The following is a 20,802-nucleotide window of genomic DNA, read 5'->3' as shown; positions in this document are numbered from 1 at the left end:
GGGTTATTCGGGCTGACGCGTGGACTGGGCGAGCAGACCGCTCAGGCTCGCCGCCTTGGGCTTCACCAGCCAGAAATGGCGGATGAAGTCGCTGAAGTCCTCAAGGATCGCCTGGCCGCGTTGTGAGCCGGTCTCGGCAACATATTCCTCGATGGTCTCCCTCAGGTGTCTCCGGTAGGCCTCCATGGCCTCGGTATTGACGCGATGGATCTCCACCAGCTCGTGGTTGTAGCGATCCACAAAACAGCGATCTTCGTCGAGCACGTAGGCAAAGCCGCCGGTCATGCCTGCACCGAAGTTGACGCCAGTTTCACCGAGCACGCAGACGATGCCGCCGGTCATGTACTCACAGCAGTGATCGCCAGAGCCTTCGATGACCGCATGGGCACCGGAGTTGCGCACGCCAAAGCGCTCGCCGGCCGTGCCCGCAGCGAACAGCTTGCCGCCGGTCGCGCCGTACAGGCAGGTATTGCCGATGATCGCTGTCTTGTGGCTGTCGAACTGACTGTTCTTCGGCGGCGTGATGACGATCTTGCCACCATTCATGCCCTTGCCGACGTAGTCGTTGGCATCCCCTTCCAGGTACAGGTTGAGCCCGCGAGCGTTCCATACACCAAAGCTCTGCCCCGCCACGCCGGTAAAGCGTGCCGTCACCGGGGCATCGTCGAGACCAGCCTCGCCATACTGCTTGGCAATGGCCCCAGAGGTCAGCGCCCCCACCGAACGGTCACAGTTGGTGATGGTGAAGGACACGTCGGCCCCGGCCTTGGACTCGATCGCCGACTTGAGCGCATCGAGCACCTCGAGGTTCTTGGCACCAGGGTCATGTGGCACGTTGCGGCTGACCTGGCAGGACTGGGGCGCATCTGCCGGCACGTGATCGTTGGCCAGCAACGGCGTCAGGTCCAGCTTGTTCTGCGACGGTGTCAGGCCTTCAAACACCTCCAGCAGATCGGTGCGGCCAATCAGGTCGGTGAGCTTGCGCACCCCTACGAGCGCCATCAGCTCACGCACTTCTTCAGCAATGAAGCGGAAGTAATGCTTGACCATGTCCACCGTGCCGCGGAAGTGTTCATCACGCAGATACTGCATCTGGGTCGCCACGCCGGTGGCGCAGTTGTTCAGGTGACAGATGCGCAGGTACTTGCAGCCCAGGGCCACCATCGGCGCCGTACCAAAGCCGAAGCTCTCGGCACCGAGAATCGCCGCCTTGATCACGTCGAGACCGGTCTTCAGACCGCCGTCGGTCTGCAGTCGAATCTTGTCGCGCAGGCCGTTGATACGCAGCGCCTGATGCACTTCCGGCAAGCCTAGCTCCCAGGGCGAACCGGCGTGCTTGATGGAGGTCAGCGGACTTGCCGCGGTACCACCGTCATAACCGGACACGGTGATCAAGTCTGCATACGCCTTGGCCACACCGGTCGCGATGGTGCCGATACCCGGCTCAGACACCAGCTTCACCGACACCTGGGCATCAGGATTGACCTGCTTGAGGTCGAAGATCAGCTGAGCCAGGTCCTCGATGGAATAGATATCGTGATGTGGCGGCGGCGAGATCAAGGTCACCCCCGGCACCGAGTAGCGCAGACGGGCAATCAGCTCGTTCACCTTGCCACCCGGCAACTGGCCGCCTTCACCAGGCTTGGCACCCTGGGCGACCTTGATCTGCAGCACTTCGGCATTGACCAGATAGGCCGGAGTGACACCAAAACGACCAGAGGCGATCTGCTTGATCTTGGAGCTTCTGATAGTGCCGTAACGTGAGGGGTCTTCACCGCCCTCACCAGAGTTGGAGCGCCCGCCGGCCTCGTTCATGGCCTGCGCCAACGCTTCATGGGCCTCAGGAGACAGCGCCCCCAGGGACATGCCGGCGCTGTCGAAGCGTGGCAGCAGGTCCTCGACCGGCTCGACCTCCTCAAGCGGAAGCGGCTCTGCGGCGGGCTTGAGCTTGAGCAGGTCACGAATGGTGGCTGGATCACGATCGTTGACCAGTTGGGCAAACTTCTTCCACTTGCTGTAGTCGCCCTCCTGCACCGCCTCCTGCAGCGCCTTCACCACATCGGGGTTGTAGGCGTGATACTCGTGCCCGTGGACGTACTTCATCAGGCCGCCCTGGGAAATACCCTTGCGCGGCTTCCAGGCGTCCTTGGCCAGCGCCACCTGGGTCAGCTGAATCTCGTTGAAGCCAGTACCCTGAATGCGCGACGCCATGCCGGTGAAGCACAGATCCATGACTTCCGAGGACAGCCCCACCGCCTCAAACAGCTGGGAGCCACGGTAGGACGCCAGGGTCGAGATACCCATCTTCGACAGGATCTTGTAGAGCCCTTTCTGCAGGCCCTTGCGATAGTTCTCGCGAGCATCAGCGGGGTTGCCAGAGAGCTCACCGCTACGGTGCATATCGGCCATGACCTGATAGGCAAGCCATGGATAGACCGCCGTCGCCCCGACACCGAACAGCACCGCCATCTGATGCGCGTCGCGGGCATAGCCGGTCTCGACGATCAGGTTGACGCGAGGACGCAGGGCCTTGCGACCGAGTTCGTTGTGGATCGCGCCCACAGCCAGTGCCGGATGGATCGGCACCTGCCCCTGGGGAAGGTCAGCGTCGGACAGGACCAGAATGACCTTTTGCTCATGCACCGCGGCTTCTGCCTCACGGCAAAGCTCCAGCAGCGCAGCCTTGAGCCCCTTCTCTTCCGGGTCATAGCCCAGCGACAGGGTGTGACTGGCGAAGGCGGGGTCGTCCTGACTCACCAGGGCGGTGAACTTGCGTGGCGACAGGATCGGGGTGGTCAGCACGATCCGATGGGCGTGTTCAGGGGTCGCCTTGAACACGTTGCGCTCGGCGCCGATGCAGGTCTCAAGCGACATGACGATGGCTTCACGCAGCGGATCGATGGCCGGATTGGTCACCTGGGCGAACTTTTGACGGAAGTAGTCCGAGAGCATGCGATGCTTGCCCGACAGGACCGCCATGGGGGTGTCGTCACCCATGGAGCCGACGGCTTCCTGACCGCTTTCTCCCAGCGGGCGCAGCACCTGGTCGCGCTCTTCGAAGCTCACCTGGAACATCTTCTGCTGCACCTGCAGCGTTTCAGGGTCCATATTCTTGAAGGCGGCAAGCTCGGTCAGGGCAGACTCGAGGAACTGGGCTTCCTGCTTCAGCCAGCGCTTGTAGGGATAGGCAGACTTCAGCCGCTCATCGATGTCGCTGGTGTGCAGCACCTCACCGGTCTCGGTGTCCACCGCCAGAATCTGACCGGGACCGACACGCCCCTTGGCGACCACGTCTTCGGGCTTGTAGTCGTAGGTGCCGATCTCGGAGGCCAGGGTAATGAAGCCGTTCTTGGTGATCACCCAGCGGGCCGGACGCAGGCCGTTGCGGTCAAGCATGCACAGCGCCTGACGCCCATCGGTCATGACCACGCCGGCAGGACCGTCCCACGGCTCCACGTGCATGGAGTTGTATTCGTAGAAGGCGCGCAGGTCGCCGTCCATGATTTCCACGTTCTGCCAAGCAGGCGGCACCATCATGCGCACCGCACGGTGCAGCTCCATGCCACCGGTCAACAGCACCTCCAGCATATTGTCCATGCTCGAGGAGTCGGAACCGGTGGTGTTGACGATCTGGTCGAGGCTGGCGATGTCGGGCAGCCGCTCGGAGATGAAGTTCTCCTTGCGCGAGTTGGCCCAGCCACGGTTGGCCTCAATGGTGTTGATCTCGCCGTTATGGGCCAGCAGACGGAACGGCTGAGCCAGCGGCCAACGGGGGGCGGTGTTGGTGGAGAAGCGCTGGTGAAACACGCAGATAGCGGTTTCCAGACGCTCATCACCGAGATCCTGATAGAAGGCCGGCAGATCTACCGGCATGACCAGCCCCTTGTAGGACACCACTTCACTGGACAGCGAGCTTACATAGAAGTCGGGCTCATGAATCAGGGCCTGCTCGGCCAGACGACGAGCCATGAACAGGGAAACATCAAACGCTTCTTCCCCCGCACCCGGCTCGACAAACAGCTGACGGATCCGCGGCAGGCAGTCGAGGGCCATGGGACCACAGACACTGGGGTCGACCGGCACGTCGCGCCAGCCGATGACCTTGACACCACGCTGGGTCAGGCAGTCTTCCAGTGTCTGTCGGGCGGCCGTCTCGCGCTGGTCGTCATCCGGCAGAAAGATCACCCCTACGGCGTAGCGATCCCCCAAGGCCACATCAAGGCTCTCCTGAGCCACCTGACGCATGAAGCCGTCGGGCATCTTCAACAACAGCCCGCAACCATCGCCGGTCTTGCCGTCGGCCGCGATACCACCGCGGTGGGTCATGCAGGTAAGGGACTCGATGGCAGTGCTGAGCAATTCATGGCTAGCCTGCCCTTCCATGTGGGCGATCAGGCCAAACCCGCAGTTGTCACGGAACTCGCCAGGCTGATGAAGACCTTTGTTCATGGGCGCGCCTCGGGTGAAAGGGTTGTAGTCACAGCATTTTCGCGATATTGTTATCGGTTTTTCTTTTTATTTAGCGCCCACTCGGGCCATCGCTAACTGCAGGAAAAATGGGTTCCCAGCATAGCCAGCACCCCGCCCTTGCGCAATTACCCGCGACCTCCAGATAGATAAAAAAACACCGTAAATCTGAAGGTTGCACAGACAGGCAAGAAAAAAAACGTATCAGGTCAACCACTTGGAAGTGTTTTCCAGCAAGTTCGACTACCCCGATTTCGCCACTAGACTTTAGTCGTAAAAACTGTCGACACCCCATGCCGATCAGGCATATGACATACTGATCGACGCATGAACGCTGTTCGTGAACCTGCTCGCCATCCGCCCTGATTGCCTGTGACTGGCTGACAGACTGACGGAGCCCCCCCCCCTTGCATCAGTCTGTCGCGAGCGACGCTACCCTCAGACACGCAAACGCCCGCACAATGGCGGGCGCCGGCGATCCACGCTCGAGCAAAACCGGTCGGGCACTACCCTCTGCCGCAGCCCAGCATCAGCAACGCGGGAACTCCTTGATGCAATCGTGAAGGACCGCGGATGGCGTCTGATCATGGACGCAGGCCTTGCCGAGCTCCTGCAGCAGGATCAGTCGAATGCGATCGTCGAGATTTTTCTTGTCAAGCTTCATGCGTGACACGAAGTCCTCCACACTCATCTCGGCCGGCGCCGACACCGGGAGACCACAGCGCTCGATCAGCCGCCGTGTGCGGTCGACCGCTTCGCTATCGATAAATCCGAGCCGCATCGACAGGTCGGCAGCCATCATCATGCCCGCTCCCACTGCCTCGCCGTGCAACCAGGCACCGTAGCCCATATGGGCCTCGATGGCATGACCAAAGGTATGGCCCAGATTCAACAGCGCCCGAACACCTTGCTCGGTTTCATCCAGGGCCACGATCTCGGCCTTGATCGCACAGCTACGCTCGATGGCCGTGGCCAGAGCCACGTCATCCAGCCGACGTAGCGCGTCGAGCTGCTGCTCCAGCCATTCGAGAAAAGCGCGATCGTAGATAAAGCCGTACTTGATCACCTCGGCAAGCCCGGCGGACAACTCCCGCTGGGGCAGCGTCGCCAGCGTCGCCGTATCGATCAGCACGGCACGGGGCTGCCAGAAGGCACCAATCATATTCTTGCCCAGGGGATGATTGACCCCGGTCTTGCCTCCCACCGAAGAGTCCACCTGAGACAACAGCGTGGTCGGCACCTGAATGAACGAGATGCCACGCTGATAAGACGCTGCGGCATACCCGACCATATCCCCGATCACCCCGCCACCCAGGGCCACGAGCGTCGAGCGGCGGTTGAAGCCAGCCTCCAGCAAGGCATCCCAGATGCGCGACACCCCTTCGATATTCTTGTACGCCTCCCCATCGGGCAGTACCAGGGTTTCGATACGCAGCGTTTCGTCCGCCCGGGCGAGCGCCGTCGTCAGGCGCTCGAGGTAGTGCGCCGCCACGGTCTCATTGGTCACCACCATCACCTGCCGCCCGGACAGGTGCGAGACCAGGCGCTCGCCCTGGTCCATCAGTCCCGCACCGATATAGATGGGGTAGCTACGCTCTCCCAGGGAGACGTTCAACGACAAGGGATCAGCAATCGATGCGGTGGTCATGAGGAAGCCTTGCAAGTCAGGGGGTCGAGAAGACGATGGACACGCCGCACGATATCGTTGACCACGGAGCGCGGTCCGCGGCGATCCGTACGCACTACCAGGTCGGCGGTGGCACGATACAGCGGGTCGCGCAGCGCAAACATGTCACGCAAAAGCTGCTCGCGATCACCGCGCTGCAACAGCGGACGGTTGCGATCCTTGGCGGTACGCTTGAGCTGCTGTTCCACGGTGGTATAGAGATAGATGACGGTGCCACCCTCCCGGATGCACTGTCGATTTTCCTCGCGCAGCACGGCGCCACCACCCGTGGCAATGACGACCTGGTCGTAATCGACCAGCTCGCTGATCATGCTGCTTTCACGATCGCGAAAGCCACTCTCGCCCTCGACATCGAAGATCCAGGGAATATCCGCGCCGCAGCGTGCCTGGATCTCATGGTCGCTGTCGTAGAAGGGACGTGACAATTCGGCCGCCAGCAGGCGGCCGATGGTGCTCTTTCCAGCCCCCATGGGGCCTATCAGAATCAGGTTCGGTACATCCTGCATCAGTGATTCGCCAGGCCGTCGTCGAGTATCCGGGGTGTAATGAATACCAACAACTCTACCTTATCGTTGACGTCCTCGGTATAGCGAAAAAGCCTACCCAGCACCGGCAGGTCACCCAGCAAGGGGGTCTTGTAGAGGGTATGCAGCTGCTGCGTGGTCAAAATTCCGCCCAACACCACGGTTTCACCGTCATCCACCAGCACCTGGGTCTGAATCTCGTTGGTATCAATAGCGGGCTCGCCGTCGATGCTCTGCTCGGCCAAGGTATCGTTGTTGATGGTCAGATCCATCACCACCCGGTCGTCACCGGTGATCTGTGGCGTTACCTCCAGCGCCAGCACGGCCTCCTTGAACTCCACGTTGGTGGCGCCACTGGAAGTGGACTCCTGGTAGGGAATCTCCGTACCCTGCTTGATCAGCGCCGTATGCTGATTGGAAGTAATCACCCTGGGCTCGGAAATGGTCTGGCTCTTGCCTTCGCTCTCCAGCGCTCGAAGCTCCAGGTCCAGCAGCACGTCACCGGCCAGATAGCCGATGTTGAAAGAGTTACCCGCTTCCAGGGCATCTCCCAGGTCCACGGACATGCCGCCGTAGGTATCCCCTCGATTGCCCGAAATCACATCCCCGATGGTGATATCCCCACTATCGCCGACGGTCTTGCCATGGCGACTGCTGACACCCCAGTTGACGCCGATTTCCTCGGCGGTATTGTCCCTGGCGACGACGATACGCGCCGAGATCTGTACCTGCTTGACCGGTACATCGAGCCGCGCCAGGGTTCTTCTGATCTCGAGCAGCTGAGCCGGCACATCCTGGATCAGCAAGGTGTTGGTGCGCGGATCCGTGGCGACCCTGCCGCGCTCGGTCAGCAGACCAAAGCCACTCTCACCTCGCAGCAGCGCGGCCAGCTCACTGGCCTTGGCATAGCGCACCTCGACATGCTCCGTCACCAGCGGCTCCAACAGGTCGCGTCGAGAAGCGGCCTCCAACGAGAGTCGGTCCCGCTCGGCAAGCTCCGCCACCGGGGCCACCAGCAGGATATCGCCCTGGCGGCGACTACCCAGCCCCTGGGTCTGCAGCACCATTTCCAGGGCCTGGTCCCAGGGCACGTTATCGAGATTCAGCGTGACGCGACCACTGACGCTATCACTGACCACGATATTGAGGCCGGTGAAGTCACTCAGCACCGACAGCACGGAACGCACCTCGACATCCTGGAAGTTCAGCGTGATCGGCGCGCCCTGATAGTCCGCCTGCGGATAATCTGCCGCCTGCACGCTGCAGGACGCCACTCCCAAGATGACCGGCACGAGCCAGAGCAACAGCCCCCGCCTGCGGTGCTTGCGGCCCTTCATCGGGCTGCGCCATGATTTCATCAGTCTCTGCATGTTCGCCCCGCGTCATTGAGTTGCTGTGGCGACGACGGACCCTGCTGGCCCTTCGCCCACCGACACCAGGCGATCCCGCCAGGCATAATGCTCCGGATGATCGGCTTCCAGCCTGACCGCATCGGGTTCGATGGCCGCCACCTTGACCGCTGGAGAGGCCAGCGACTGCCCCTCCATTACGGCATGCACCCGCCCTCCAGGCGTCTCGAACAAGGCCCAGCGCTGGGACTGGCGCTCCAGCACCCCGACCAGGGTCAATTCGTCCAGAGCAAAGGCGGCCAACCCTTGGGGATCGCGCTGCACCTGGCCGGCGAAGCGAAAGGGGCTTCTCGACTCGGCATACAGGTAGTGAAGAATCGGAAGCTCAACGCTCTCAGGCAGCTCTCCTGCCGGCTGGCGCCATTCGGTGGTCAGCGCCGCCGCCAGTCGTTCATCCAACGCTTCCAGGCTGTCGTGTTCACAGCCCGTCAAGACACAGCCCGTCATGACACAGGCCAGAACCAGCCACAGACGGGTGAACTCTCCCCGACAGCGGCTGCTCATTGACGCCGTACCTGCTCATCGGAGACTCGCACAGCGGCGGCCGACGCATCGCCAATACTGTAGGTCTGCACCCGAGCACTCAGCTCAAGCTGGCCTTCCACGGGCAGCAGACTGAAGTCGTGAATGGTCACCAAGCGCGGCAGATTGGCGAGGTCAGCGATAAAGCCACCGATGGCGTGATATCCCCCCCGCACCCGCAGCTCGAAGGGACGCTCCACATAGAGCGCCAGCGGACGAGGCTGCCACAGCGCCAGCTCCTGCAGTGCCAGCCCCCGGGCTCTGGCCTCATCCCCGATACCTTCAAGCAGCGAGGGGATATCAGCCCCATCCGGCAGCATCTGCCGACGCTCGCTGACCATCTGATCCAGATTCACCAGCACGCGCTTCATGCGATCCAGCTCCGCCAGCTCACGCGCCCGCGCTTCAAACTCCCCGATCGCCTGCTGCTCCTGCAGCTCAAGCTGCTCCAGGCGTATCGCCAGCGGTCGCACGTAGCACACCAGCGTCACAACAAGCGCAACGCAAAAGGCGCTGGAGCCCACCAGCACGCGCAACATCCATGGCCAGCGCCCGGCCTCACCCAGCTCCAACCGTCGCCAGTCGACCACACCCAAGCGACGCCACTCTTCCCTTAGGCGCAGCCACCGGGAGCGCGATGATGGCACCCCCGCTATCGCGTCGGCCCCATGCCCCACCGCCCTGCGCCTATCCAGTGACGGCATCATGGCCTTGGCCTCTCGACGGCGTGGGACGCCAGCTGCAACTGCACGACAAAGTGCTGGCGACCATGCTGTGCCCCTACCCGAGACAGCTGCGGCTCCAGGAACGTCGGCACTCGCTCAAGGGCACGCAGCTGCTCGACCAGGCGCGCACTGTCGACCGCCTCCCCCTCGAGGATAAGCGCATCATCGCGGCGCTCGACCCGGTCATAACGCACGCCATTGACCAGCGTCGCAGCCAGACCATTGACCACATCCAGGGTCTGCCGACGCTGGTCCTGCAAGCGAGACAGCAGTGCCTCTTCCTGGTCAAGCAGCGCCAGCTGCCGGTCAAGGTCCGCCATTTCCCGCGACGTTGCCTCGAGCTGCGTCATCGCCTGCTGCACGTGCTGGTCGCGCTCAGCCATCAACGACAGCTGCCACTGCAGCCACAGCGACGCCAGCAAGGCCACTCCCACGCCTGCTGCTGCAGCCATGACCACCGTCAGCCAGAAGCCATGGGTACGCCGCACCCTGGCCGCGTCGCGCCAATCGAGCAGATTGATGCGCACCCGGCTCATGCCCGCCCCCTCAGCGCCAGGCCACAGGCGGTCAGCAGCGCGGGGGCCTCGGCGCGCACGGCGTCGACGTCCAGGGATGATGCAATGCTCATGCCCTCCAGCGGATCGACCAGGCTGACCGGCAATCCGATCGACTCAGATAGCCGTTCGGCGAAGCCGCCGATCAGGCTGGTGCCCCCCGCCACCAACAGGCGACTCAGCGGGCGAAATCCTCCCGACACGCGATAGAGCTGGAGCGAGTTTTCGATATGGCCGATCAAGGTATCGAGAAACGGCAGCAGCACGGCCTGCCCATAGTCCCCCGGCAAGCCGCCGCGTTTCTTGGCGAAACCCGCTTCATCAAGACTCATGCCGTAGTGACGCTGGATGGCCTCGGTCAACTGCATGCCGCCGTAAAGACTGTCGTGGCTATAGATAATCCGCCCTGCCTCAAGCACATGCAGCGCATTGAGATAGGCACCAACATCCACCAGCGCCAAGGCCTCATCCCCCATCTGCAGACGCCGATAGAGCCCAGCCATGGCTCGTTCGATGGCAAAGTTCTCCACATCGACGGCGGCCGGCACCAGCCCACTGGCCTCCAGCGCCTGGGTCAATTGCTCGACATCGTGGCGTCGACACGCCACCAGCAACCACTCCCGAAATGCCGGATCATCGACACACTCACCGAGGCATTGAAAGTCGAATGCCACCTCACGGAACGGAAACGGAATGTGCTTGTCAGACTCCCACTCGATCCGGGCTTCGACCTGGTCCTCGTTCAAGTCCGCCGGGAAACGCAGCAAGCGTGTGATCGCCGCTCCAGAAGGGACCGCCACGGCGGCATGCCGACTGCGCGGGGCGGCGCGCTCGACGACACGGGACAAGACCTCGATCACCTCGCCCATATCGCGAATACGGCGTTCGACCACGGCTCCCTGGCGCAAGGGTCCCACCGCATGGCTGACCACTCGGTGGCCACCCGCTACCGACTCAAGCTCGATCAGCTTGACCGTGGCAGACGTGATATCCACACCCACCAGGCCATTGGCCCTTGAGGTAAACCACATGTCGTCGTCGCATCCGCAGCTATGGCATGCACCCGATGCACATTACCGTGGTGCCAGCCTAGCCAACCGTAGGCAAGAGGTTACTGATCTATGCCACGACTTTGTGCAACAAGGCGGGTAATTCGTCACAAAGGTGGTGACGGCTGCGCCCAGTTCCTATAATGGCCGACGCAAAGGATTGCCTTTTTCAGTGATATACCCCGCCGTTTTCGTTTTCAGCATGGACACCGCGATTTCATGAAGTATCTCAGAACGCTCTTATTCTCTGCCGTGTGGCTAGTGATCTCACTGGGCGCCGCAGCAGCCTTGGGTGTCGTTGGTGCCGCCCTCTATTTTGCGCCCGGTCTTCCCGATGTCCGCCAGCTGCAGGACTTCGAGCTGCAGACCCCGCTGCGCATCTACACCAGGGACAACCAGCTGATTGGCGAATTCGGCGAGGAACGCCGTATGCCCGTCGATTTCGATGAGATCCCCGAGCCCATGCTGCAGGCCCTGATGGCCGCTGAGGACGCGGCGTTCTTTGAACACCCGGGGGTGGATCCGAAAGGGCTGGCGCGGGCCGTCAAGCAGCTGATCACCAGCGGCGGCACGCCCCAGTCCGGGGGTTCGACCATCACCATGCAGGTAGCGAGAAACTATCTGCTGACGTTGGACCGCACCTTTACCCGCAAGCTGCGTGAAATCCTGCTGTCGCTGCAGATGGAACAGATTCTGTCCAAGCAGGAAATCATGGAGCTGTACGTCAACAAGATCTTCCTGGGCCACCGCGCCTACGGCATTGCCGCTGCGGCAGAGGTCTATTATGACAAGCCGCTGGACGAACTGACCCTGGCCGAAAGCGCCATGATTGCCGGGCTGCCCAAGGCGCCTTCGTCCTTCAACCCGCTGGCCAATGCCGAACGCGCTCTGATTCGCCGCAACTGGATCCTGTTCCGCATGCGCGAGCTCGGGTATATCGACCAGGCAGCCTACGACGACGCCGTCCAGGCCCCGATCACGGCTAGCCGTCACGTCGCCCGTGCCGAAGTTCAGGCCGATTATGTCGCGGAGATGGCGCGGCAGTTCGCCACCGAGCGTTTCGGTGACGAGGCCTATACCGGCAGCTATCGCATCACCACGACCATCGACAGCGAGCTGCAGCCCATGGCGCGGCAGGCGCTGGCCAATGGCCTGATCGCCTACGATACCCGCCACGGCTGGCGCGGCCCGGAAGACACCGATATCCCGCAAAGTCTGGCAGAAGCGCAGGACCAGACCGAGCGCACTGGCCTGGAAGAAGAGCTGTCAGGCTCACCCGAGGTGATGGAAACCGCTCGTCGTGCCGCAGAACGCAGCCAGACAACGGTCGAAGGCATCGATGGCGACGTCAGCAACTGGCTGCAAGTGCTCGAGCGCACCCCCTCCTTCGGCCCCCTGGAGCCCGCCATTGTGGTGGCGACCGATGGCCGTGAAATGAAGGTCCTCACCCACGACAGCCAGTTGATCACCCTGGACTGGGCGGGCCTTGAGTGGGCAGCTCCTTACAAGAGCGCTCGCTATCGTGGGGCCAAGCCCACGGCAGCCTCCCAGATCGCCAGCCGCGGTGATCTCGTGCGCATTCTGCAGCGCGAAGACGACAGCTGGCGACTCTCCCAGCAGCCCGATGCGGAAGGCTCGCTGGTGGTGATGGATCCCAAGACCGGCGCGATTCTGGCCCTGCAGGCGGGCTTTGACTTCGATGCCAGCAAGTTCAACCGCGCCATTCAGGCACGTCGCCAGGCAGGCTCGATCTTCAAGCCGTTTATCTACCTGGCAGGCCTCAACAGCGGCGATGTGACCCCCGCCACCGTGATCAACGACGCCCCCGTCGTGCTCAACGACGGCAGCAACGAACTGTGGCGCCCATCGAACTCCAGCGGCGACTTCCTTGGCCCGACCCGTCTGCGCACTGGCCTGGCACGATCGCGCAACCTGGTCACCATCCGCCTGCTGCAAAGCATTGGCCTTGATCGCACCATCGACTTTCTGGTCGACTTCGGCTTCTCCCGAGAGCGTCTGCCTAACGGGCTGTCACTGGCCCTGGGTAGCGCCAGCCTGACGCCACTGGAGATGACCAATGCCTACGCCGTGCTCGCCAACGGCGGTTTCCGCGTCACTCCCTGGTTTATCGAAAAGATTACCCAGGGTGAGCAACAGACGCTGGTGGAAGAGGCAAGCCCGCGGGTGGCATGCCGTGAGTGCGAGGAAGGACAAAGCACCACCGAGATCGACGGCAAGACCTATGAAGTCGCTCCGCGGGTGGCCAATGCCCGCGCGGTCTACCTGCTGCGTGACATGTTGCGTGACGTGGTCGAACGCGGCACCGCTCGTCGCGCGCTCTCCCTTGAGCGCAGCGATATCGTCGGCAAGACCGGTACCACCAACGATCAGCGCGACGCCTGGTTCGCGGGCTTCAACGGCGACTACGCCACCACCGTATGGGTCGGCAAGGACGACAACACTCCCACGGCGGAGTACGGCGCCCAGGCCGCACTGCCGATCTGGGTCGACTTCATGGGCCAGGCGCTGGCGGGCAAGCCGGAGAACATTCCGCCGCAGCCGCCAGGTATCGTGACGGCCCGCGTAGACGCCAACACCGGCCGGTTACTCGGCGACAACCAGGGCGGTGGCATCGAGGAAATCTTCGACGAAGATCACATGCCCAGTGTCCAGCCCCGTCGCGTGGAAAGCGCCGTGGAGCGTCACAGCGGCTCCCAGGGCACTGGCGCCTACGAAGCTATCTTCTAGCCTCATCCCGCAAGTCGCTTCTCCCCCGCCCGGGGGAGAAGCAAGACTGCCGCCATGGCGGCATCCTGATCTCTTCCCCTAGCCTTATCCAGGTGACCACCACATGGTGCTTTCCCGCTTACGCACGCTGGCAGCCACACTGTGCTTCTTTGGGCTTTTTGTGCCGATATCGCCATCCCTGGCCGATTCCTTCTACGCCCCTGCAGCGCCTAACGACGACGCCCCCGACTTTATCGGGCATGTCGAATTTGGCTATACCCGCCTCTCCGGCAATACCAATACCGAGACCGTGCTGGGCAAGACCCAGCTGACCTGGCTTAACGGCGCCTGGCTATCGCGCTTTCGGGCCGAAGCCCGCCATGCCAGCGAGGACAGTGAAACCAGCGCCGAACGCTACATGACCTCGTTTCGTCAGCGCCGCGAGCTGGTAGGTCCTCACTATCTGTTTGCCTTCGGTCGCTGGGAGAAGGATCGTTTCAGCGGCTACGATCATCAGTTCACCGCCATTACCGGTTACGGCCGGCAGATCCTCGACTCTCCCCGCGCCCACCTTGAGCTTGAGGCAGGCCCAGGCTATCGCGCAGACATCCTGCCCGACGAGGACGATCAGCGCCTAGCCGTCGCCTACGGCGCCATGGAAGCCGGCTACATCCTGAGCGCCAGCGCCAGTCTTGAACAGGAACTCTCGGTCGAGACCACGCGCAAGAACTCGACGCTACGCTCTTACACCGCACTCGATACCCGGATCAATGCGCACATGTCGCTGCGACTGTCGCATGAGATAAAGCACAACTCGGATCCACCCGAAGACGCCGAAGCACGGACGGATCGAATTACGTCAGCCTCATTACGCTACGAGTTCTAAGACGACGTCAGCCTGGATCAGCGCCCGTGCCAGCGTTGGTGAACCATCCTCTCTCGACACACCAAGCTCTGCGCTCCCTGATTGAGCCCGCCCATACAAAAAAGCCCGTACAAAAAAAGCCCTCCTGTGGAGGGCTTTTTCATTACCGCATGACCATAGCGCCACGCTTGAGGCGGCACTCAGCTGCCGTAGACGTCGTCGATGGTCTTCAGCGGATAGTGCGAAGGGTAGGGCTTGCGTGCCACCCCTGAGTCGACAGCCGCCTGGGCGACGGCGGAGGTCACTCGCTCCAGCAGGCGCACATCCACAGGGGTCGGAATGATGTATTCCCGGCCAAAGCTCATGGCGTCACGCTCGTAGGCATCCAGCACCGCCTGAGGAACAGGCTCGCGGGCAAGGTCCTTGAGCGCATGGACCGCTGCTACCTTCATCTCCTCATTGATGCGAGTTGCACGCACATCCAGCGCGCCACGGAAGATGAACGGGAAACCCAGCACATTATTGACCTGATTGGGGTAGTCAGACCGCCCCGTCGCCATGATGACGTCCGGGCGGGTTTCCCGGGCCAGATCGGGATGAATCTCGGGATCCGGGTTGGTGCAGGCAAAGACGATGGGATCCTTGGCCATCTTGCGGATATGGTCGGCCGTCATCAGGCCGGGGCCGGACAGGCCGATAAAGACATCCGCACCATCGATGGCGTCGTCCAGGGTGCGCTTGTCGGTATCTACCGCAAACATCGCCTTGTGCTGATTCAGGTCTTCCCGCCCGCTATGGATGACTCCCTTGCGGTCGAGCATCACCAGGTTGGCGGGATTCGCCCCACAAGCCACCAGCAGCTTCATGCAGGCAATTGCAGCAGCACCAGCCCCCATGCAGACGATCCGCGCCTGCTCAAGCGACTTGCCGGCGATATCGAGCGCATTCAGCATGCCCGCCGCCGTCACGATGGCGGTGCCGTGCTGGTCATCATGGAAGACCGGGATCTTGCAGCGCTCGACAAGGGCCTGCTCGATCTCGAAGCACTCCGGCGCCTTGATGTCCTCGAGATTAATGCCACCCCAGCTGTCGGCAATGCGTGCCACCGTGTCGATGAACGCCTGCGGACTCTCGGCATCGACCTCGATATCGACCGAGTTGATGCCGGCAAAGCACTTGAACAGCACCCCCTTGCCTTCCATGACCGGCTTGCTGGCCAGCGGACCGAGGTTGCCAAGGCCAAGGATGGCAGTGCCATCGGAAATCACCGCGACGGTGTTGCCCTTGCCGGTATAGCGATAGGCATTCTCCGGGTCCCGAGCGATTTCGCGGACGGGCTCCGCCACGCCAGGACTATAGGCAAGCGCCAGGTCCTTGGCGGTGGCCGTCGGCTTGGTCAGCTCGACCGACAGTTTGCCGGGAATGGGAAGTGCGTGATAGTCCAGCGCAGCCTGCTTCTTTGCGTCTGTCATGCTTGGTGTCCGGATATCCTTGTGGAACGTGGCCACACAATATAGAAAAATATTCCATTTCTCAACATTGGCACCAAAAGCGATATTTACACGCTCGTTTGAAGATGTTCGCTGACAATGTCGACAACTTTTGCTGCATTGCACCAACGTCTAACAAAGCGCTGAATCCATCAGCCGAGCGACGCAACAGTCCTTAGAAGACTAGACCTCAGCGACATCTTACGCATTGATGCGCCGCAACAGCGATACCCAGAAACGTGGTGCGATGCGTCCTCCAGATACAACAAACCCGCCAATGCTGGCGGGTTTGTGACGGGCAAAGCCCGAGCGTCATCATGACATTGCGCCGTCGCCTGACGACGGCGCCCATCAGACGATCAACGCTTGAGTGCAGCACCGAAGCGCTTGTTGAAGCGCTCGACGCGGCCACCGGTGGTAGCCTGCTTCTGCTTGCCAGTGTAGAAGGGGTGGCACTGAGAGCAGACGTCCAGGTGCAGGTCGTGACCGACAGTGGAGCCGACTTCGAAGCTGGCGCCGCAGGAGCAAGTCGCGTTGACCGTCTTGTAATCCGGGTGGATACCTTGTTTCATCGTGAACCTCACTTTTCGGTATGCCGCCACCTGATCCATTGCCAGGCACCGCATACAGGTAATGGCACGGCCATCGTGCATGCTGTGACGCACCACCGTGCCGGCCGGTGAACCGCCTGCCTGTTACAGGCGGCGGAGCATTCTAGCAGACTTCATTGTGGAGGCCAATTGCCTGACACCCCTGCCCCGCGCGTACTGCGCATTGCTATTCCCTCACCTCTGCGCAGACTGTTCGACTACCGTCCTGGCGGCCCAGTTCCGCCCGACGGCTGGCAGGAGGGCCTGCGCGTGCGCGTCGAATTCGGTCGTCGGCAGGTGGTGGGCGTCATCGTGGCCTGCGCCGATGACAGCGACTTCCCACTGGACAAACTGAAGCCCATTCAGAGCTGTATCGACAGCACGCCGCTACCGGCGGACTGGCTTTGGCTGTGCCGGTTCACCGCACGCTACTATCAACATGCGCTGGGCGACACCCTGGCACATGCCATGCCGGTGCTCCTCCGCCAGGGGCGACCACTGCAGGCCCGCACCCGTGAACGCTGGATGATCAATGCCAACGCCGACCGCTCGCGACTGGGACGCGCGCCTCGACAGGCCGCACTGCTCGAGATGCTGGGCCAGCATCCGCATGGCCTGACGACCCAGGTGGTCCTGGCACAGTCCTTCAGCCGAGACCAGCTGGGCTCCCTGGAAGCCAAGGGACTGATCATCCGCCATGAGGAAGCGCTCGCCGCGGCCCCCACGGACGACACCAAGGGCCTTCTCGCCAGCCCCGCCCTCAGCCTGAACGACGAACAGGCGAAAGCGCTCAATCGGTTGCACCAGGGCCTGGATCGCTTTCACCCGTGTCTGCTGCACGGTGTCACGGGAAGCGGCAAGACCGAGGTCTACCTGCAGCTGATCGAGGCCGTCGCGGCCAAAGGTCGCCAGACCTTGGTGCTGATTCCGGAAATCGGGCTTACCCCCCAGACCCTGGGACGCTTCCGCCAGCGCTTCCGTGTGCCCGTCGTTGCGCTGCACTCCGGTCTGACCGACCATGAACGCCTGGATGCCTGGGAAGCCGCTGCCAGCGGCAGAGCACTGATCATCATCGGCACCCGCTCGGCCATCTTTACGCCGCTGGCGAGGCCAGGCCTGATCATCGTCGATGAAGAGCACGACGGCTCCTTCAAGCAGCAGGACGGACTGCGCTACCATGCGCGAGACCTGGCGGTGGTGCGCGCCAAGCGCGACCAGATCCCGCTACTATTGGGTAGCGCTACACCCTCATTGGAAAGCCTGCATCGCGCGTTGACAGGGGACTACGCCCACCTGCGGCTGACCAAGCGAGCCACCCGCCACGCTCCCGCTCGCCTGGAGCTTGTCGACCTGAAGGGGCGCACTCGCCGCGGAGGCCTGATTCCACCGGTTATCGACGCCATCAAGGCCACTCTGAGCGCCGGACATCAGGTCCTTGTGTTCATCAATCGCCGCGGCTTTGCTCCTACCCTGTCCTGCCATGCTTGCGGCTGGATGGCGGACTGCGATCATTGCGATGCACGCATGACGTGGCATCGCCAGCCTCCGATGCTGGCCTGCCACCACTGCGACCGCCGGCGAGTCCTTCCCGACGCCTGCCCAGAGTGTGGCAGTGCTGACCTGCGCCCGCTGGGCAGCGGCACCGAGCGCACCGAGGAAAGCCTGGCGGAGAGTTTTCCCGACGTTCCCGTGCATCGTATCGATCGTGACAGTACCCGTACCAAGGATGCCCTGGAGAAGATGCTGACGGAGGTGCGCCGGGGCGAGCCGGCCATCCTGGTGGGCACTCAGATGCTTGCCAAGGGACACCATCTGCCTCACGTCACGCTGGTGGTCGTGGTCAATGCCGACGCCGGCCTCTATGCCAGCGACTTTCGTGCCCTCGAGCATTCCGCCCAGCTGCTCGAGCAGGTGGCCGGCCGCGCCGGGCGCGCGGCCCACCCGGGCAGGGTGCTGGTACAGACCATGCACCCGGACGACCCGAACCTCCGTTTGCTGGCAGACCGGGGTTATGACGCTCTGGCCCAGACACTGCTGGATGAGCGACGCATCGCCGCCCTTCCTCCCTACCGTTTCATGGCCCTGCTGCGCATGGAGGGGCCTCGAGAAGAGGCACTGACCACCCTGGCACGAGAGCTCGCCCGCGAATTGCGCGATCACATCAAGCAACAGGCGCTCGAACTCGACTGCCTCGGCCCAGTGCCCGCCCCCATGGAGCGGCGACAGAATCGTTACCACTTGCAGCTGGCGCTGATGTCTGACAAGCGCAGTCAGCTGCACCCTGCCCTGGCGTGGCTGGCACAGCGGCTGGAGGCCTGGCCCGACGCCCGACGCGTTCGTTGGTCGATCGATGTCGACCCTCAGAGCCTGAGCTGATCCGGAATTTCCATGAGCAGACGTCCGGCCTTTAAAGGCTGGACGCAATGATCGATAATGCACGGTCTGCCTGCCGACTGGCGCCCTGATCGCCGCGCTCGGCCACCGTGCCACAGGACATAGACGCCTCATGAAAGACACTATCGTTGCGCTGCTGGATGCCGCCCTTGCCGAGCTCAAGCAGCAGGAAGTCATTCCCCAGGAACTCGCCCCCACCTACAAGGTCGATCCGACCAAGGACAAGGCTCACGGTGACTACGCCACCAACCTCGCCTTGATGCTGGCCAAGCCCGCCAAGTCAGCCCCGCGCCAGATAGCGGAAAAACTGGTGGCCGCTCTCCCGCAAAGCGATGCTGTCGCCAAGGTCGACATCGCGGGCCCAGGCTTCATCAACTTCTTCGCCGCCACGGATGCCGCTGCCCAGGTCGTGCGCCACGTGCTGGATGCTGGCGATACGTTCGGCCGCAGCCTGACAGGCCAGGGAGAGAAGGTGCAGGTGGAATTCGTCTCGGCCAACCCGACCGGCCCGCTGCACGTGGGACATGGCCGTGGCGCTGCCGTCGGCGACTGCCTGTGTCGCCTGCTTGAGGCCACCGGCTACGACGTCACCCGCGAGTTCTACTACAACGATGCAGGCGCTCAGATCAGCAACCTGGCGCTGTCCGTCCAGGCCCGCGCCAAGGGTCTCGGGCCAGACGACGCAGGATGGCCGGAGGACGGCTACCGCGGCGACTATATCACCGACGTGGCCAACGCCTACCTGGCCGGTGACACCGTCCATGCCGACGATCGCCATGTGACCGGCAAGGGCGATCCCGATGACCTCGAGGCCATCCGCGACTTCGCCGTCGCCTATCTGCGCCGGGAGCAGGATCTCGACCTGCGCGCCTTCGGCGTCAGCTTCGACGTGTACTTCCTGGAGTCCTCGCTGTACGAAGACGGCAAGGTCGAGGAAACCGCACGCCGCCTGACGGAGAATGGTCACACCTATGAGCAGGACGGCGCTCAGTGGCTGCGCACCACGGACTTTGGCGATGACAAGGACCGGGTAATGCGCAAGAGCGAGGGCGGCTACACCTACTTCCTGCCGGATGTGGCGTACCACCTCGACAAGTGGCAACGGGGTTTCACCACCGTCGTTAATGAGCAGGGGGCGGACCACCATTCCACCGTGACCCGGGTACGCGCAGGGCTGCAAGCCCTGGACGTGGGTATTCCCAAGGGCTGGCCCGACTACGTGCTGCACCAGATGGTGCTGGTGACCCGTTCAGGGGTCGAGGTCAAGCTGTCCAAGCGCGCAGGAAGCTATGTCACCCTGCGAGACCTGATCGATGAGGTCGGGCGAGATGCCACCCGTTTCTTCCTCGCTGCCAGGCGGGCAGACTCCCAGCTGACCTTCGACATTGATCTGGCGCGCTCCCAGTCCAATGACAACCCGGTCTACTACGTGCAGTACGCCCACGCCCGCGTCTGCAGCGTGCTGCGCAAGGCTGAGAGCGAAGGCCTGGCCTTCGACCACGCCACGGGCATGGCCAACTTGGGCCTGCTCGAAGCGGATCAGGAAAAGGCGCTGCTCAATCGCCTGGCCCGCTACCCCGAGGTGGTCGAACACGCCGCCAAGGCTCGCGAGCCCCAGCAGATCGCCCAGTATCTGCAGGACCTCGCTGCCGATTTCCACAGCTGCTACAACGCCTGCAAGGTCATGGTCGAGGACGCTGCCTTGCGCAATGCCCGCCTGGCACTGGGCCTTGCTGCCCGCCAAGTGCTGCGTAATGGGCTTGACCTGATGGGCGTCGGCGCGCCGGAGGAGATGTAAG

Annotated in this window: 14 protein-coding genes; 4 read left to right on the top strand and 10 right to left on the bottom strand. The window is 62.6% G+C overall.

Features of this window, described 5'->3' with window-relative positions; genetic code table 11:
* Positions 1-3 precede the first annotated feature (3 nt).
* The 8 genes from gltB to pilM form a co-directional block, all read right to left on the bottom strand.
* Positions 4-4,449 carry a glutamate synthase large subunit gene (gene gltB / locus KUV86_RS01860; protein ID WP_222483399.1) on the bottom strand — a complete coding sequence of 1,482 codons (4,446 nt, stop codon included), beginning with the start codon at positions 4,447-4,449 and terminating at the stop codon, positions 4-6.
* A 547-nt stretch (positions 4,450-4,996) separates the two neighbouring features.
* Complete coding sequence (gene aroB / locus KUV86_RS01855; RefSeq protein WP_206940217.1) at positions 4,997-6,115, bottom strand: 3-dehydroquinate synthase; 1,119 nt, start codon at positions 6,113-6,115, stop codon at positions 4,997-4,999.
* Entirely contained in the window at positions 6,112-6,660 is a 549-nt protein-coding gene (gene aroK / locus KUV86_RS01850) for a shikimate kinase AroK (RefSeq protein WP_206940219.1), read from the bottom strand. Before aroK ends, aroB begins: the two co-directional genes overlap by 4 nt.
* Complete coding sequence (locus KUV86_RS01845; protein WP_315899909.1) at positions 6,660-8,036, bottom strand: type IV pilus secretin PilQ; 1,377 nt, start codon at positions 8,034-8,036, stop codon at positions 6,660-6,662. Before KUV86_RS01845 ends, aroK begins: the two co-directional genes overlap by 1 nt.
* Positions 8,037-8,060: 24 nt before the next feature.
* Positions 8,061-8,591, bottom strand: coding sequence for a pilus assembly protein PilP (locus KUV86_RS01840; protein WP_222483397.1), 531 nt, complete (start codon positions 8,589-8,591; stop codon positions 8,061-8,063).
* The gene (locus KUV86_RS01835; RefSeq protein WP_222483396.1) at positions 8,588-9,316 is read right to left on the bottom strand and encodes a type 4a pilus biogenesis protein PilO; all 729 of its coding nucleotides are present in this window, start codon (positions 9,314-9,316) and stop codon (positions 8,588-8,590) included. The genes KUV86_RS01840 and KUV86_RS01835 overlap by 4 nt, the downstream gene beginning before the upstream one ends.
* Positions 9,313-9,870 carry a PilN domain-containing protein gene (locus tag KUV86_RS01830; RefSeq protein WP_222483395.1) on the bottom strand — a complete coding sequence of 186 codons (558 nt, stop codon included), beginning with the start codon at positions 9,868-9,870 and terminating at the stop codon, positions 9,313-9,315. Before KUV86_RS01830 ends, KUV86_RS01835 begins: the two co-directional genes overlap by 4 nt.
* Positions 9,867-10,919 carry a type IV pilus assembly protein PilM gene (gene pilM / locus KUV86_RS01825; protein ID WP_222483394.1) on the bottom strand — a complete coding sequence of 351 codons (1,053 nt, stop codon included), beginning with the start codon at positions 10,917-10,919 and terminating at the stop codon, positions 9,867-9,869. The genes KUV86_RS01830 and pilM overlap by 4 nt, the downstream gene beginning before the upstream one ends.
* A 237-nt stretch (positions 10,920-11,156) precedes the next feature.
* Between pilM and KUV86_RS01820 the strand changes: the two genes are divergently transcribed.
* Both KUV86_RS01820 and KUV86_RS01815 read left to right on the top strand, forming a co-directional pair.
* Positions 11,157-13,685 carry a penicillin-binding protein 1A gene (locus KUV86_RS01820; protein ID WP_206940230.1) on the top strand — a complete coding sequence of 843 codons (2,529 nt, stop codon included), beginning with the start codon at positions 11,157-11,159 and terminating at the stop codon, positions 13,683-13,685.
* Positions 13,686-13,788: 103 nt separating this feature from the next.
* The gene (locus tag KUV86_RS01815) at positions 13,789-14,550 is read left to right on the top strand and encodes a YdiY family protein (protein WP_206940232.1); all 762 of its coding nucleotides are present in this window, start codon (positions 13,789-13,791) and stop codon (positions 14,548-14,550) included.
* A 179-nt stretch (positions 14,551-14,729) separates the two neighbouring features.
* On the opposite strand, the gene KUV86_RS01810 is transcribed toward KUV86_RS01815, so the two are convergent.
* Both KUV86_RS01810 and rpmE read right to left on the bottom strand, forming a co-directional pair.
* On the bottom strand, positions 14,730-16,001 hold the full coding sequence (locus KUV86_RS01810) for a malic enzyme-like NAD(P)-binding protein (RefSeq protein WP_206940233.1): 1,272 nt from the start codon (positions 15,999-16,001) through the stop codon (positions 14,730-14,732).
* Between the two features lie 377 nt (positions 16,002-16,378).
* Positions 16,379-16,591 carry a 50S ribosomal protein L31 gene (gene rpmE / locus KUV86_RS01805; protein WP_206940235.1) on the bottom strand — a complete coding sequence of 71 codons (213 nt, stop codon included), beginning with the start codon at positions 16,589-16,591 and terminating at the stop codon, positions 16,379-16,381.
* A 168-nt stretch (positions 16,592-16,759) separates the two neighbouring features.
* Here rpmE and KUV86_RS01800 point away from each other — a divergent pair, with 168 nt between their 5' ends.
* Positions 16,760-18,985, top strand: coding sequence for a primosomal protein N' (locus KUV86_RS01800; protein WP_222483393.1), 2,226 nt, complete (start codon positions 16,760-16,762; stop codon positions 18,983-18,985).
* 130 nt (positions 18,986-19,115) lie between these two features.
* Positions 19,116-20,801 carry an arginine--tRNA ligase gene (argS, locus tag KUV86_RS01795; RefSeq protein WP_222483392.1) on the top strand — a complete coding sequence of 562 codons (1,686 nt, stop codon included), beginning with the start codon at positions 19,116-19,118 and terminating at the stop codon, positions 20,799-20,801.
* Position 20,802: the final 1 nt, after the last annotated feature.

This window comes from Halomonas sp. DP8Y7-3 (assembly GCF_019801675.1).
GTDB lineage: Bacteria > Pseudomonadota > Gammaproteobacteria > Pseudomonadales > Halomonadaceae > Halomonas > Halomonas litopenaei_A.
This window is presented reverse-complemented; position numbering and strand designations above follow the sequence as displayed.

Excerpts from the sequence above, each read along its gene's own strand:
- KUV86_RS01820 (WP_206940230.1), top strand. The coding sequence starts at position 11,157 with ATGAAGTATCTCAGAACGCTCTTATTCTCTGCCGTGTGGCTAGTGATC.
- KUV86_RS01830 (WP_222483395.1), bottom strand. The coding sequence starts at position 9,870 with ATGAGCCGGGTGCGCATCAATCTGCTCGATTGGCGCGACGCGGCCAGG.
- KUV86_RS01810 (WP_206940233.1), bottom strand. The coding sequence starts at position 16,001 with ATGACAGACGCAAAGAAGCAGGCTGCGCTGGACTATCACGCACTTCCC.
- KUV86_RS01845 (WP_315899909.1), bottom strand. The coding sequence starts at position 8,036 with ATGAAATCATGGCGCAGCCCGATGAAGGGCCGCAAGCACCGCAGGCGG.
- aroB (WP_206940217.1), bottom strand. The coding sequence starts at position 6,115 with ATGACCACCGCATCGATTGCTGATCCCTTGTCGTTGAACGTCTCCCTG.
- KUV86_RS01835 (WP_222483396.1), bottom strand. The coding sequence starts at position 9,316 with ATGATGCCGTCACTGGATAGGCGCAGGGCGGTGGGGCATGGGGCCGAC.
- pilM (WP_222483394.1), bottom strand. The coding sequence starts at position 10,919 with ATGTGGTTTACCTCAAGGGCCAATGGCCTGGTGGGTGTGGATATCACG.
- gltB (WP_222483399.1), bottom strand. The coding sequence starts at position 4,449 with ATGAACAAAGGTCTTCATCAGCCTGGCGAGTTCCGTGACAACTGCGGG.
- aroK (WP_206940219.1), bottom strand. The coding sequence starts at position 6,660 with ATGCAGGATGTACCGAACCTGATTCTGATAGGCCCCATGGGGGCTGGA.
- KUV86_RS01815 (WP_206940232.1), top strand. The coding sequence starts at position 13,789 with ATGGTGCTTTCCCGCTTACGCACGCTGGCAGCCACACTGTGCTTCTTT.
- argS (WP_222483392.1), top strand. The coding sequence starts at position 19,116 with ATGAAAGACACTATCGTTGCGCTGCTGGATGCCGCCCTTGCCGAGCTC.
- rpmE (WP_206940235.1), bottom strand. The coding sequence starts at position 16,591 with ATGAAACAAGGTATCCACCCGGATTACAAGACGGTCAACGCGACTTGC.
- KUV86_RS01840 (WP_222483397.1), bottom strand. The coding sequence starts at position 8,591 with ATGAGCAGCCGCTGTCGGGGAGAGTTCACCCGTCTGTGGCTGGTTCTG.